This is a genomic window from Burkholderia pyrrocinia, assembly GCF_022809715.1.
Taxonomy (GTDB): Bacteria; Pseudomonadota; Gammaproteobacteria; order Burkholderiales; family Burkholderiaceae; genus Burkholderia; species Burkholderia pyrrocinia_C.
Window position 1 is genome coordinate 2,302,074 of the sequence record NZ_CP094459.1, and the last position, 14,471, is coordinate 2,316,544.

General features: G+C 64.1%; 11 protein-coding genes and 1 pseudogene. 1 reads left to right on the forward strand and 11 read right to left on the reverse strand.

Features of this window, described 5'->3' with window-relative positions; translation table 11 throughout:
- Positions 1–118 precede the first annotated feature (118 nt).
- Positions 119–2,518 (reverse strand): phosphoenolpyruvate synthase, encoded by a 2,400-nt coding sequence (ppsA, locus tag MRS60_RS10710; protein ID WP_034181126.1) that lies wholly within the window; start codon positions 2,516–2,518, stop codon positions 119–121.
- Between the two features lie 378 nt (positions 2,519–2,896).
- Between ppsA and ppsR the strand changes: the two genes are divergently transcribed.
- Entirely contained in the window at positions 2,897–3,712 is an 816-nt protein-coding gene (gene ppsR / locus MRS60_RS10715; RefSeq protein WP_034181125.1) for a posphoenolpyruvate synthetase regulatory kinase/phosphorylase PpsR, read from the forward strand.
- Between the two features lie 91 nt (positions 3,713–3,803).
- Here the strand turns inward: ppsR and MRS60_RS10720 are convergent.
- The 10 genes and pseudogenes from MRS60_RS10720 to bamA form a co-directional block, all read right to left on the reverse strand.
- Positions 3,804–4,903 (reverse strand): IS3 family transposase gene (locus MRS60_RS10720; protein ID WP_175750021.1). Its coding sequence is split into 2 segments (ribosomal slippage): positions 3,804–4,651 and positions 4,651–4,903, totalling 1,101 coding nucleotides; the frame shifts between segments, so codons are not numbered across the junction.
- Between the two features lie 99 nt (positions 4,904–5,002).
- Positions 5,003–6,365: pseudogene (locus tag MRS60_RS10725) on the reverse strand (IS3 family transposase).
- Between the two features lie 96 nt (positions 6,366–6,461).
- A complete protein-coding gene (locus MRS60_RS10730; protein WP_105390466.1) occupies positions 6,462–7,244 on the reverse strand; it encodes a TrmH family RNA methyltransferase in 783 nt (260 codons plus the stop codon).
- A complete protein-coding gene (gene rnhB, locus MRS60_RS10735) occupies positions 7,241–7,885 on the reverse strand; it encodes a ribonuclease HII (RefSeq protein ID WP_034184751.1) in 645 nt (214 codons plus the stop codon). Before rnhB ends, MRS60_RS10730 begins: the two co-directional genes overlap by 4 nt.
- Positions 7,882–9,051, reverse strand: a complete 1,170-nt coding sequence (gene lpxB / locus MRS60_RS10740; RefSeq protein ID WP_034184750.1) for a lipid-A-disaccharide synthase — start codon at positions 9,049–9,051, stop codon at positions 7,882–7,884. The genes rnhB and lpxB overlap by 4 nt, the downstream gene beginning before the upstream one ends.
- 3 nt (positions 9,052–9,054) lie before the next feature.
- Positions 9,055–9,843: an acyl-ACP--UDP-N-acetylglucosamine O-acyltransferase gene (gene lpxA, locus MRS60_RS10745; RefSeq protein WP_217589410.1), complete on the reverse strand. Its 789-nt coding sequence runs from the start codon at positions 9,841–9,843 to the stop codon at positions 9,055–9,057.
- Between the two features lie 58 nt (positions 9,844–9,901).
- Positions 9,902–10,369 carry a 3-hydroxyacyl-ACP dehydratase FabZ gene (gene fabZ, locus MRS60_RS10750; protein WP_006495559.1) on the reverse strand — a complete coding sequence of 156 codons (468 nt, stop codon included), beginning with the start codon at positions 10,367–10,369 and terminating at the stop codon, positions 9,902–9,904.
- Positions 10,370–10,498: 129 nt separating this feature from the next.
- Positions 10,499–11,578 (reverse strand): UDP-3-O-(3-hydroxymyristoyl)glucosamine N-acyltransferase, encoded by a 1,080-nt coding sequence (gene lpxD / locus MRS60_RS10755; RefSeq protein WP_175749925.1) that lies wholly within the window; start codon positions 11,576–11,578, stop codon positions 10,499–10,501.
- A gap of 16 nt (positions 11,579–11,594) precedes the next feature.
- A complete protein-coding gene (locus MRS60_RS10760; protein WP_034184747.1) occupies positions 11,595–12,092 on the reverse strand; it encodes an OmpH family outer membrane protein in 498 nt (165 codons plus the stop codon).
- A gap of 64 nt (positions 12,093–12,156) precedes the next feature.
- Positions 12,157–14,466 carry an outer membrane protein assembly factor BamA gene (bamA, locus tag MRS60_RS10765; RefSeq protein ID WP_105390464.1) on the reverse strand — a complete coding sequence of 770 codons (2,310 nt, stop codon included), beginning with the start codon at positions 14,464–14,466 and terminating at the stop codon, positions 12,157–12,159.
- Positions 14,467–14,471: the final 5 nt, after the last annotated feature.

A 14,471-nucleotide genomic window follows, 5' to 3' on the forward strand; every position in this document is an offset into this window, starting at 1 on the left:
TACCGACAAACAAAAACACCCCGGCGCCTACCGGGGTGTTTATAGCATGAACCTTGCATTTTGCCTTCAACGAAAGCGCAGCAGACCTGCGCTTTCGCCGAAGGTGCGTTACCGGCCGTTACTTCCGGTTGGCGAGCGCCTGCCACGTATCGATGATCGTGTCCGGGTTCAGCGAGATCGACACGATGCCTTCGTCGGCCAGCCATTGCGCGAAGTCCGGGTGATCGGACGGGCCCTGGCCGCAGATGCCGACGTACTTGCCCATCTTGCGGCAGGTATCGATCGCACGCTTCAGCAGGAACTTGACGGCCGGATCGCGTTCGTCGAAGTCGACTGCCAGCAGTTCCATGCCCGAGTCGCGGTCGAGGCCGAGCGTGAGCTGCGTGAGGTCGTTCGAGCCGATCGAGAAACCGTCGAAGTGCTGCAGGAAGTCTTCGGCGAGGATCGCGTTGGTCGGGACTTCGCACATCATCACGAGGCGCAGGCCGTTTTCACCACGCTTCAGGCCGAACTTCTCGAGCAGGCCGACGACACGCTCCGCCTGCTTCACGGTACGCACGAACGGCACCATGATCTCGACGTTGGTCAGGCCCATCTCGTCGCGCACGCGCTTCAGTGCACGGCACTCCATCTCGAACGCCGGCGCGAAGTCTTCCGCGATGTAGCGCGACGCGCCGCGGAAGCCCAGCATCGGGTTTTCCTCGTCCGGCTCGTAACGCGAACCGCCGATCAGCTTCTTGTACTCGTTCGACTTGAAGTCGGACAAGCGCACGATCACGGGCTTCGGATAGAACGCCGCGGCGATCGTCGCGACACCTTCCGTCAGCTTGTCGACGTAGAACTGACGCGGCGACGCGTGGCCGCGCGCGACGCTCTCGACGGCCTTCTTCAGGTCCTGATCGATGTTCGGGTACTCGAGAATCGCCTTCGGGTGAACGCCGATGTTGTTGTTGATGATGAACTCGAGACGCGCGAGGCCCACGCCGCCGTTCGGCAGCTGCGAGAAGTCGAACGCGAGCTGCGGATTGCCGACGTTCATCATGATCTTGACCGGGATTTCCGGCAGTTCGCCGCGCTGCACTTCCGTGACTTCCGTCTCGAGCAGGCCGTCGTAGATCTTGCCTTCGTCGCCTTCCGCGCACGACACGGTGACGAGCGCGCCGTCCTTCAGCACGTCGGTTGCGTCGCCGCAGCCGACGACCGCCGGCACGCCGAGCTCACGCGCGATGATCGCCGCGTGACAGGTCCGGCCGCCACGGTTCGTGACGATCGCGGCTGCACGCTTCATCACCGGCTCCCAGTTCGGGTCGGTCATGTCGGCAACCAGCACGTCGCCCGGCTGCACGCGTTCCATTTCCGACGGATCCTGGATCACGCGCACGCGGCCCGCGCCGATCTTCTGGCCGATCGCGCGGCCCGTCGCGAGAACCTGCGACTGGCCCTTCAGCTTGAAGCGCTGCTCGGCCTTGCCGCTCGCCTGGCTCTTCACCGTTTCCGGACGCGCCTGCAGGATGAAGATCTTGCCGTCGCGGCCGTCCTTGCCCCACTCGATGTCCATCGGACGCTGGTAGTGCTTCTCGATGATGACCGCGTACTTCGCCAGCTCGATCACGTCCTCGTCGGTGATCGAGTAGCGGTTGCGCTGCTCGTGCGACACGTCGACCGTCTTCACGCGGCCCGGCTCGCCCGGCTGCGTGAATTCCATCTTGATCAGCTTCGAGCCGATCGAGCGGCGGATGATCGGGTATTTGTCCTGTGCGAGCGTCGTCTTGAACACATAGAACTCGTCCGGGTTCACCGCGCCCTGCACGACGGTTTCGCCCAGGCCGTAGCTCGACGTGATGAACACGGCGTCCTTGAAGCCCGATTCGGTGTCGATCGTGAACATCACGCCGGCGGCGCCGACGTCCGAGCGGACCATGCGCTGCACGCCGGCCGACAGAGCGACCTCGGCGTGCGTGAAGCCCTTGTGCACGCGGTACGAGATCGCGCGGTCGTTATACAGCGACGCGAACACGTGCTTCATGCGGTCGAGCACGTCTTCGATGCCGACGACGTTCAGGTACGACTCCTGCTGGCCGGCGAACGATGCGTCGGGCAGGTCTTCCGCGGTCGCGGACGAGCGCACGGCGAACGACAGCTCGCCCGGCGAGCCGTTCTTCAGGACTTCGAACTGCGCGCGGATTTCCTGCTCGAGGCGCGCCTGCATCGGCGCGTCGACGATCCACTTGCGGATTTCGGCACCGGCTTCGGCGAGCGCCTTCACGTCGTCGATGTCGAGCGACTCGAGACGCTTGGCGATGCGGTCGGTAAGGTCGTTGTGCGTGAGGAAATCGCGGAAAGCGAGCGCGGTCGTGGCGAAACCGGTGGGCACGCGAACGCCAGCTTCGGAAAGCTGGCTGATCATCTCGCCGAGCGACGCATTCTTGCCGCCGACGATCTCCACATCGGTCATCCGCAACTGCTCGAACGGAATTACATACGCCTGGTCCTTTGCGACGTTTGCTGCGTTAGTCATACAAGCCCCTAAGTGTGAAAAAAATGCTCGATCGCGCAAGTGGGCTTGGACGCGGGCGCTTGCAAAAAGGCGCGGCGCGTCTTGCGCAACCTGTTAGATAAACAATCGCAGCGGCGGAAAAACCTTCCGACCCGATTTGCAAAAATCCCGGCAGAACGGCGATATTTTCAGACCAATCGCCAAACTTGCCGGGAATTTTGGAATCGCGCGGCCGGGCCACGAGCGCCGTTCGCGCCCTGCCCCCGCAATTGCTTATCCAACAGGTTGCCGCTATTCTACCGTGCCGGCTGCCGGATGTGGCGCGACCTTGTCACTGTGTCTGGAGGCGAACCTCCAGCCGCCCCGTGCAACCGCCCTTCACGTTCGACGCCCAGATTCATGCTGCCTACCGTTTTCATCGTCTCCGACGGCACCGGGATTACTGCCGAAACCTTCGCGCATTCGATCCTCTCCCAGTTCGACCAGAAATTCCGTCTCGTGCGCGTGCCGTTCGTCGACTCGCTCGACAAGGCCTATGCGACCGTCGAGAAGATCAACGAGGCCGCCGTGCACGACGGCCGCCGCGCGATCGTGTTCACGACGCTCGTCGACAGCGAGTCGAACGACATCGTCAAGCGCTCGAACGCGCTCGTGCTCGACATGTTCCAGCGCTTCGTCGAGCCGCTCGAGCAGGAACTGGAGCTCAAGTCGAGCCACGCGATGGGCCGCGGCCACCAGAACGCGGACACCGAGGAATACAAGACGCGGATCGAGGCGATCAACTTCTCGCTCGCGCACGACGACGGCCAGTCGAACCGCAACCTGTCGGAGGCCGACGTGATCCTCGTCGGCGTGTCGCGCAGCGGCAAGACGCCGACGAGCCTGTATCTCGCGATGCAGTACGGCGTGAAGGCCGCGAACTATCCGCTGATTCCGGAAGACTTCGAACGCGGCAAGCTGCCGTCGGCGCTCTCCGCGCACCGTGAAAAGCTGTTCGGGCTGTCGATCGACCCGCAGCGCCTGTCCGAGATCCGCAACGAGCGGCGGCCGGGCAGCAAGTACGCTGCGCCCGAGAACTGCCGCTTCGAGATCAACGAGGCAGAAGCGATGATGCGTCGCGAAGGGATCAAGTGGCTGTCGTCGACGCACAAGTCGATCGAGGAAATCGCGACGACGATCCTGCAGGAAATCCGCCTCGACCGGCAGTCGTACTGAGCGCCGGCGCACTTGCGGCCGCTCGGCCGCCGCCGGAAAAACAAAAAGACCGCGTCGATGAGCTTGACCTGAGACGGAATTTTGTGACCAATCAGGCAGTGAGTCTCGTGTCGATATTATCGGAATCCAGCCAGGCTCGACGGACCGTAGCGGGAGGTTGATAGCGATGTGCGCTATGGGGCCGGCGCTCGTTGTAGAACTGCCGCCAGCGTTCGATGAGCACCTTGGCCTCGGCGCGGCTGCGGAACCATTCCCGGTTCAGCAATTCGTCGCGCAGCTTGCCGTTGAAGCTCTCGACGAACCCGTTTTGCCACGGACTGCCGGGCGCGATGAAGGCCGGGCCGATTTCAGCATCTCGCAGCCAGCGCATGACCTTGGCAGCGGTAAATTCGGCGCCGTTGTCCGACCGAACGAATGCGGGCTTGCCGTACAGCCGCATCAGTCGCGACAGCGTCAGAATCACATCCTGCGACCGCAGGCTGGCGTCGACCTCGATCGCCAGGCACTCGCGGGTGTATTCGTCGATCACGCAAAGCATCTTCAACGCCCGCCCATCCACCAGTTGATCGTGCACAAAGTCGTAACTCCATACCGAATTGGGTTGTGTCGCACCGGGCAGGCGAATGTCGTTGCCACAACGACGACGGCGAGGACGCCGCCGCGGAATGTTGAGCTGCAAGGCTCGCCACATTCGCCGCACGCGCGATTCGCCCAGCGCCAGCCAAGCCGACATCCGCCGGTAGCCGAAACGCGGCACTTCCTGAGCGGCCGCGATCAGTCGCTCGCCCAGGCTCCGATCCTTCTCCGGTTGCTTGAGCGTATAGGTTGCCACCCGGCGACTCAGCCCCAGGTAGCAACATGCCTTGCGTTGCGAGAGCCCCCGCCGAGTCAGGACTTCCAGCGCTTCGCGCCGGCCCGTCGGGGTGCTCATTTTTTTCGGCTGAATTCCTTCAGGCCGTCGATCACCAGCATCTGCTCGGCGATCAGGCGCTTGAGCCGATCGTTCTCCGATTCCAGCTCCTTAAGTCGACGCGCGTCAGCCACGTCCATCCCGCCGAACTTGTTGCGCCAACGATAGAAGGTCTGTTCCGAGATGTTGTGGCGCTTGCACAGATCCTTCACCGGCTCATCCCGGCTCTCGGCCTCTCGCAAGATGCGGATGATCTGCTCGTCGGTAAATCGCTTCTTCATCGAGTTCTCCTTGCCTCTAGGATAAAAGAGAACTCACTTGCCAAATGGCTACAAGAAACGCCTCAGGTCAAGCTGACCCCGTAAAGTTGGACGGGTAAATTAGGCCGCCAAGGGCTGAGTTCTGTACTGCACGGGACTCAGCCCTTTTAGCTTGAGCTTGATGCGGTCGTGATTGTAATAGTGGATGTAGTCGGCAATGGCGCGACGCAATTTCTGGACGTCTGCGAAGTGTGTCAACCGGAAGCACTCGGATTTGAGTGTGCCGAAGAAGCTTTCCATCGCGGCATTATCCAAGCAGTTGCCCTTGCGTGACATGCTCTGCGGCATGCCTCGCTCAGCAAGCTGTTCGCAGTATTCTCGCATTTGATAAGCCCAGCCTTGATCCGAATGCAGCATCGGTGTCTCATCAGCTGCCAGTCGCTTGAGTGCCTTGTCCAGCATGGCTTTGATCATGGCGAAGTCGGGGCGCTCGCTCATTTGCCAGGCAATGACCTCGCCGTTGTACAAATCCAGAACCGGCGACAAATATAGCTTCTTGCCGCCGACATTGAATTCGGTCACATCCGTCACCCACTTCTCATTGGGCCTATTGGCTTCGAATTGGCGGTTGAGTAGATTCGGCGCTATGCGCCCACGCTCTCCCCGATAGGACCGATATTTCTTGGGCCGAACGAGCGACTTCAGACGCAGCACTGACATCAGTCGCTGCACCGTCTTGCGGTTGACCCAAGTGCCCGCTCGACGCAATGCAAGCGTGATCCGGCGATAGCCGTAACGCCCTTATGCTGGGCGAAGACATCGGCGATCTTCGCCTTGAGCTCGGCGTGACGATCTCCCGCCTTGGTCGCTGCCACTTGGTAATAGAACGTACTACGCGCCAGGCCTGAAACCTTGAGCAAGACCGTCAACGAATGGTGCTCACGCAAGGCGTTCACGATTTGCGCGGTTTCTTTGGCTTTGCTTGCTCCTTGGCTCGGAGCAGTTCGTCCAACTTTTTTAGGTACGCCACCTCCGCGCGCAGATACTCATTCTCTTTAAGAAGGTCTTCGCGTGAGCGCTCGTCTGCGGGCACGGCAGTAGGCTGGGCAGGCTGTTTGGGCTTTGACATCTTGGGTGGCCGGCCTTTGCGGCGCGGCATGAGAGCTTCGAAACCACCCTCATGATACTGGCGCTCCCAGCGACTCACGCAGTTGGCTTCGCGCAAATCGAATACCGCGCATGTGCGCTGGTATGACAGCTCATGGCGCCACATGTGTTGCAGCACCGACATCTTGAAGTCAGTGCTATACGTCTCGTGCTTCTTGCGCAGCCCTGCTTTGCCATGTACCCGGAAAGCGCTCACCCAACGCCGCAGTGTTGAATACCCAACTCCGTACTTCCGGCCGAGCGACTCGCAACTGCCTTCGCCGCTCAGATATGCCTTGACCAATTGTTGCTTGAACGACGGGTCATACTTCGTCATGAAAAAACCCCCAAGGGTTGGAGTGATGTCCAACTCTTGGGGGTCAATTCACGAACGCGGCCTTTTTCGTGGTGCGGCGAATGCTGGCGTGGGGCGTCACGCAGGCCGCTGCTGTCGCACCTGCTCGAACAGGCAGACCGCCGCTGCTGCCGCGACATTCAGCGACTCCATCCCGCCCGGCTGCGGAATCGTCACGCGATGCGTGGCCGCATCGCGCCAGAACGCCGATACGCCGGCGCCCTCGTTGCCGAACACCCATGCGACAGGCCCCGACAGGTCGCAGTCGTAGAGCGCCTGCGCGCCATGCGAATCGGTCAGCGCGACCGGCACGTCGAGGCGTTCGGCGAGCGCCGCGGCGTCAACATCCTCATGGATCGACAGCAGGAAATGCGCACCCATGCCCGAGCGCAGCACCTTCGACGACCACGCGTAGGCCGTGCCCGGCGCACAGAACACGTGACGCACACCGGCCGCCGCGGCGCTGCGCAGGATCGAGCCGACGTTGCCGGCGTCCTGCACGCCGTCGAGCACGACCGACGTGTGCGTCACGCGCTCAGGCAGCGGTTGCGCCGGCCGGTCGACGAGCAGCAGGAACCCGACGCCGTTGACGACGTTCGACAACTGCCCGAACAGCGCATCGGGCAGCGTGACGACACGCTGCGCGTCGACGCGCGCGACGATCGCCTGCGCCTCGGCGTGGCCGAGCGCGCCTTCGGTCGCCACGCACAGCTCGGGCGTCGCACCCGTATCGAGGTACGCGCTCGCGAGATGGAATCCTTCGAGCAGCGCCTGGCCGCTGCGGCGCTGATGGTGCGTCGAACCCGCGAGCGCCTTCAGGCGCTTGTACAGCGGGTTGTCGCGGGAAGTAATGCTTTTCATCGAATCAGGTCGAGTGCCGCGCGGACCGGCGCGAACGAGCGCCGATGCGCTTCGCACGGGCCGTGCTCGCGCAGCGCGGCAAGGTGTTTCGCGGTGCCGTAACCCGCATGCACGTTGAAACCGTATACCGGGAAGCGTTCGTGCAGGTCGACGAGCATGCGGTCGCGCGTGACCTTCGCGAGGATCGACGCGGCCGAGATGCTCGGTACGAGCGCATCGCCGCTGACGATCGCCTCGGCACGCACCGTCAGCGTCGGGCAGCGGTTGCCGTCGATCTGCGCAAGCGTCGGCAGGACCGACAGGCCCTCGACGGCCCGCTTCATCGCAAGCATCGTCGCGTGCAGGATGTTCAGCGTATCGATTTCGTCGACGCTTGCCGACGCAACGCAATACGCGCGCGAACGCGCGACGATCAGGTCGTACAGCACGTCGCGCTTCTTCGCGGACAGCGCCTTCGAATCGTCGAGCCCGTCGATCGGCTGCGCCGGATCGAGAATCACCGCGGCGGCCACCACCGGCCCCGCGAGCGGGCCGCGGCCGGCTTCGTCGACACCGCAGACGATCTCGTCGGGCCGGCTGAAGTCGAAGCCGCCCTGCACGTCGCTCGACGCGCGACGACGCGGTGCACGTACTGCCGTCATGCGCGCCCCTTGCGTTGTTCGAGCACGCGCACGACCGCTTCGGCCGCCTTCGCAGCCGTGTTCTGCCGCAGCGAAAGATGCATTTCGGTAAACACGTCGGTCAGCGTGCGGCGGTTCGCGTCGTCGCGCAGCTGCGTGAGCGTCGCATCGGCGAGCGCCTCGGGCGTCGCGAAATGCTGCAGCAGCTCGGGCACGACGAAGCGCCCCGCCAGGATGTTCGGCAAGCCGACATACGGCAGGTAGCCCTGCCGGCGCATGATCTGCCCGGTCAGCCAGGGCACCTTGTACGAGATCACCATCGGCTTCTTCAGCAGCGCGGCTTCCAGCGTGACGGTGCCGCTCTTCACGAGGATCGCGTCGGCGGCCGTCATCGCGACCTGCGAGCGGCCATCGGTGATCGTCAGCGCGAGTTGCGGATGCGCGTCGACGAGCGGCTGCAGCAGCTCGCGCAGCGCGGGCGTCGCCGCCGGCATCACGAACCGCACGCCGGGCTCGCGCTGCTGCATCAGCGCCATCGCCGCGAAAAACGTCGGGCCGATCAGCGCGATCTCCGAGCGCCGGCTGCCCGGCAGCACCGCGATCACGGGACCGTCCGCGGGCAGGCCGAGCGCGATGCGCGCACCGTGCGTGTCGGGCTCGAGCGGGATCTCGTCGGCCAGCGGATGGCCGACGTAGGTCGACGCGACGCCGGCCTTGTCGAGAATCGCCGGCTCGAACGGGAACAGGCACAGCATGTGATCGACGGACTTGGCGATCTTCTTGATCCGGCCGCCGCGCCATGCCCAGATCGACGGGCACACGAAGTGGATCGACGGGATGCCCGCGTCGCGCACGGCCTGTTCGACACTGAAGTTGAAATCCGGCGCGTCGATGCCGATGAACGCGGCCGGCCGCTCCGCGAGCAGCTGGCGCTTCAGCTCGCCGCGAATCCGCAGGATCTCGGGAATCTGGCCCAGCGCCTCGACATAACCGCGCACGGTCAGCTTGTCCATCTGCCAGTGCGAATCGAAGCCCTGCGCGATCATCCGCGGCCCGCCGATCCCGTAGTACTGGGCCGATTCGGGCAGCCGCTCGCGCAGCCCGCCGAGCAGCGACGCCGCGAGCAGGTCGCCCGATGGCTCGCCTGCCACCATCGCGAGCCGAAGCTGATTGGTCGGAAACGGCATCGCTTAGCGGATGATGCCGCGTTGCGACGCGTCGATGAACTCGACGAGCGCCTTCACCGGCGCATCGCCGTCGCCGCCCGCCTCCGCCAGCTCGCGCAACTGCACCTTCGCTTCCTCGAGCGACAGGCCGTTCTTGTACAGCAGGCGGTACGCGCTGCGCAGCGCCGAAATCGCGTCGGGCGAGAAACCGCGCCGGCGCAGCCCTTCGATGTTGATCCCGTGCGGCTCGGCCTTGTTGCCTGCCGCGATCACGAACGGCGGAATGTCCTGCACGAGCGCCGACGCGCCGCCCAGCATCGAGTGCGCACCGATGCGCACGAACTGGTGAACGCCCGACATCCCGCCGACGATCGCCCAGTCGCCGATCTCGACGTGGCCGGCCATCTGCGCGTTGCTCGACAGGATCACGTGGCTGCCGACGCTGCAGTCATGGCCGATGTGCACATAGGCCATGATCCAGTTGTCGTCGCCGAGCGTCGTCACGCCGACGTCCTGCACGGTGCCCGTGTGGATCGTCGTGAATTCGCGGATCGTGTTGCGGTTGCCGATCACGAGCTTCGTCGGCTCGTCCTTGTACTTCATGTCCTGCGGACGGCCGCCGACCGATGCGTAATGGCCGATGCGATTGTCCTCGCCGAGCGTCGTGTGGCCTTCGATCACGCTGTGCGAGCCGATCGTCGTGCGCGCGCCGATCGTGACGTTCGGGCCGACGATCGCGTACGGGCCGATCTCGACCGATTCGTCGATCTGCGCGCCCGCTTCGACAATCGCGGTGGGATGAATCCTGGTCATGCGCCGTTGCCTCTCGATGTGATGTGTCGCGTTGCGTTGCCCATGCGTGCCGCGTCGCTCAGGGCGCCGCGTCGGCCGTCTTGACCGTGCACATCAGTTCGGCTTCCGCCGCCACCTTGCCGTCCACTTCCGCCACCGCCTTGAACTTCCAGATGCCGCGGATGTAGCGTTCGAACGTCACGTTCAGAATCAGTTGGTCGCCCGGTTCGACCACGCGCTTGAAGCGCGCGCCGTCGATCCCGACGAAGTAATACAGCGTGTTCTCCGGATCCTTCGGCTGCTCTTCCGCGAAGGTCAGCAGCGCCGCGGCCTGCGCGAGCGCCTCGAGGATCAGCACGCCCGGCATCACCGGCCGCTTCGGGAAGTGCCCCTGGAAGAACGGCTCGTTGATCGACACGTTCTTCAGCGCTTTGATCCCTTTGTGCGGCTCGAGTTCGAGCACGCGATCGACGAGCAGAATCGGGTAGCGATGCGGCAGCAGCGTGAGGATCTTGTGGATGTCGAGATTGATTTTTTCAGTGCTCATGATGGTTCGTCTCACGCAGAGGCTGCGCGGTGGTGATGCAAAGGCTGAAGCGGGCCGCCATGCGGCCCAGTCTGACAAACCGGGCCGGTTGCGCTGGCCGTGCCCGGTTGGTGGTCTCGCATGGCGCGCTCAGGCGTCCGTGCCGCCCTGGGCGGCGAGCGCGGCTTCGAGCGCCTTGATTCGGTCGCGCAGCTTGTCGAGGTTGCGCACGAGCGCGGCGCTCTTGTTCCATTCGCCGTGGTCGACGGCCGGGAACGCGCTGGTATAGATGCCGGCCTTCGGCAGCGACTTCGATACGCCCGAATTCGCGGTGATGATGACGTAATCGCCGAGCGTCACGTGGCCGGCGATCCCGGCCGCGCCGCCGATCATGCAGTGGCGGCCGATCGTCGTGCTGCCCGCGATGCCCGCCTTGCCGGCGATCACCGTGTAGGCGCCGATCCGGCAGTTGTGGGCGATCTGCACCTGGTTGTCGATCTTCACGCATTCCTCGATGACGGTGTCCGCCATCGCGCCGCGATCGATCGTCGTGTTCGCGCCGATCTCGACGTCCGGGCCGATCGATACGCCGCCGACCTGCGGGATCTTGACCCAGCTGCCGGTGCGGGCGTCGCCGTCGCCGACGAAATCCGGCGCGAAGCCGAAGCCGTCGGAGCCGATCACCGCGCCCGAATGGACGATCGCGCGCGGGCCGACCTTGCAGCCGTGATACACCGATGCGTTGGGATAAAGATGCGAGCCTGCGCCGATCGTCGTGCCGCGGCCGACGAATACGTTCGCGTCGAGCTGGACGCCGTCCTCGATCACCGCGCCGGCCTCGACCGTCACGTGCGGGCCGATCACCGCGCTCGCGGCGACCTTCGCCGCCGGATCGATCGTCGCGCTCGGATGCACGCCGGCGGCGCGCGGCGGCGCGGCCAGGTCGATGAACATCTGCGCGACGCGTGCGAAGTACGCGTACGGATTCGGCGTCACGATGAAATTGCGACCGCTAGCGGCCGCGCCCAGCTTTTCCAGATCCTTCGGTGCGATCAGCACCGCGCCTGCGCGGGTCGACTCGACCTGCGACAGGTACTTCGGATTCGCGAGGAACGCGAGTTGCTGAGGGCCTGCCTGGTCGAGCGGTGCGAGCCCGCCCACCTTGCACTGTGCGTCGCCGGCGATCTCGCCGCCGAACCGCTTTACGAGTTCCTCAAGCGTCAATGCCATTCGTCGTCTGCTCCGTTCAGTTCGCCGAGCCGGACGCGAGCGCCTTGAGCACCTTGTCGGTGATGTCGATGCGCGGGCTGACGTACACGGCTTCCTGCACGATCAGGTCGTAGTTCTGCTGCTCGGCGATCTGCTTGATGACCTTGTTCGCCCGCTCCAGCACGGCCGCCAGCTCCTCGTTGCGACGCTGGTTCAGGTCTTCGCGGAACTCGCGCTGCTTGCGCTGGAAGTCGGTATCGAGCTGGGCGAGATCGCGCTGCTTCTGCGCGCGATCGGCCGCCGACAGCGACGTGCCGCCCTTGTCCAGCGAATCGGACATCGACTTCAGACGCGCCGCCAGATCCTGCAGATCCTTGTCGCGCTTCGCGAACTCGGCTTCGAGCTTCGTCTGCGCCGCCTTCGCGGGCGCCGACTCGCGCAGGATCCGATCCGAATTGACCGCCGCGATGCGGGCGACGTCCTGTGCGTGCACCGTCGCCGCGCCCAGGGCCAGCGCAACGGTCAACGCGCACATCACTCGTTTCGAAAACTTACCGGTTAGCAAAATTACCCTCTCGTTGCTGTTGTCATGCGTTCGGTCAGAACGCCGTCCCGATCTGGAACTGGAATTTCTGGTACTGGTCGCCTTCGTGCTTCTGCAGCGGGAAGCCGAGGCTCAGCTTCAGCGGGCCGATCGGCGAGATCCACGCGAGACCCACACCATAGCCGTAACGCAGGCCGTTGGCGCCCGTACTCGTGCCGCCCGGCGCGTTGCCCCACACGTTACCGCCGTCGAGGAACGTGAACACGCGCAGCGTGCGGTCGTAGCCGGTGCCCGGCAGCGGGAACGTCAGTTCGATGTTGCCGACGAGCATCTTCGAACCGCCGATCGGGTCGTTCGTCTTCGTGTCGCGCGGGCCCAGCGAGCTCGGCTCGTAGCCACGCACGGAGCCGATACCGCCCGCGTAGTAGTTCTTGAAGATCGGGTACGGGTTACCGATACCGTTACCGTAGCCGCCCTGCAGGTTCAGGCCCAGGATGAAGCCGCGCGAGAACGAATAGTAGTACTGCGCCTGCAGGTCGGCCTTGTAGTACTGGATCTTGCCGACCGGCACGCCGTATTCAACGTTCGCCTGCGTGAAGTAGCCGCGGCTCGGGATCAGCGCGCTGTCGCGCGCGTCGCGCGACCACGCGACGGTCAGCGGCACCGTGTTCGACACGCGGCCGAACTCGTTCACGTAATCCTGGTAGCTCTGCGGCGTGTTCGAATCGACGTCGAGGCGGTTCTGCTCGAAGCCCGCGCCGAAGTAGACGGTGTCGACTTCCGAGAACGGGATGCCGAACTTCAGGTTGCCGCCCGCGCTGATGATCCGGAAGCTCGAGCTCGTCGAATAGTAGAGCGGCTGGTACGTACGGTAGTAGACGTCCGTGATCCGCTTGATGCCGTCGACCGTGAAGTACGGGTCGACCTGCGTGACGGTCAGCGTGCGGTAGCTCTTCGCGGTGTTGACGTTCACCGACAGGCTGGTACCCGAACCGAACACGTTGTCCTGCGACACGCCGGCCGACAGCACGACCTTGTCCGTCGACGAGAAGCCCGCGCCCAGCGTGATCGCGCCGGTCGGCTTTTCGTCGACCTTCACGTTCACGTCGACCTGGTCGTTCGTGCCTTCGACCGGCACCGTCGTCACGTCGACGTTGGTGAAGTAGCCGAGACGGTTCACGCGGTCCTTCGACAGCGCGAGGCGGTTCGAATCGAACCACGAGCTTTCGAGCTGGCGCATTTCGCGGCGCACCACTTCGTCGCGCGTACGCGTGTTGCCGACGACGTTGATGCGGCGCACGTACACGCGGCGGCTCGGATCGACCACGAGGTTCAGGTTCACCTTGTGGTTCGCCTGGTCGATGTCCGGCTGCGCGTTGACGGCCGCGAATGCGTAGCCGTATTCACCGAGCTTGTCGACGATCGACTTGGTGGTCTGCTGCAGCTTTTCGGCCGAGAAGCGGTCGCCCGGCTTGATCTTGATCAGCTTGTTGAGTTCGGCCTCGCGATCGAGCAGGTTGCCCGACAGCTTGATGCCCGACACCGTGTACGGCTCGCCTTCGTGCAGCGTGACCGTCAGGTACATGTCCTTCTTGTCGGGCGAGATCGACACCTGGGTCGACTCGATGTTGAACTCGAGGTAGCCGCGGTTCAGGTAGTACGAGCGCACGGCCTCGAGGTCGCCGGTCAGCTTTTCCTTCGAGTACAGGTCGTTCTTCGTGTACCAGGAGAACCAGTTCGGCGTCGACAGCTGCATCTCGTCGCGCAGCGTGCTCGTCTTGAACGCCTTGTTGCCGATGAAGTTGATCTGGCGGATCTTCGCGCTCGGGCCTTCGGCCACCGCGAACAGGATCGACACGCGGTTCGCGTCGACCGGCGTGACCGTCGTCTTGACTTCGGCCGCGTAGAAGCCGCGCGTCAGGTACTGGCGCTTGAGCTCCTGCTCCGCCTTGTCGACGAGCGCCTTGTCATAGTAGCGGCCGTCGGCGAGACCGACGGCGCGCAGCGCCTTCGTCAGGTTGTCCTTGTCGAATTCCTTCGTGCCGGTGAAGTCGATCGACGCGATCGCCGGACGCTCCTGCACCTGCACGATCACGACGTTGCCCTGCGTGGCGATGCGCACGTCGTTGAAGAAGCCCGTCGCGTACAGCGCGCGGATTGCTTCGGATGCCTTGTCGTCCGTGAAGGTATCGCCCTGCTTGATCGGCAGATAGGCGAACACCGAACCCGCTTCGACGCGCTGCAGCCCCTCGATCTTGATGTCTTGCACCACGAACGGTGCCGCTGCATGCGCCGCGAGGCCGTGCGCGGCGAGCGCGGCCGCTGCAACTGTCTTAGGTACAAAGCGATGAGGTTTGAACAACATGCATC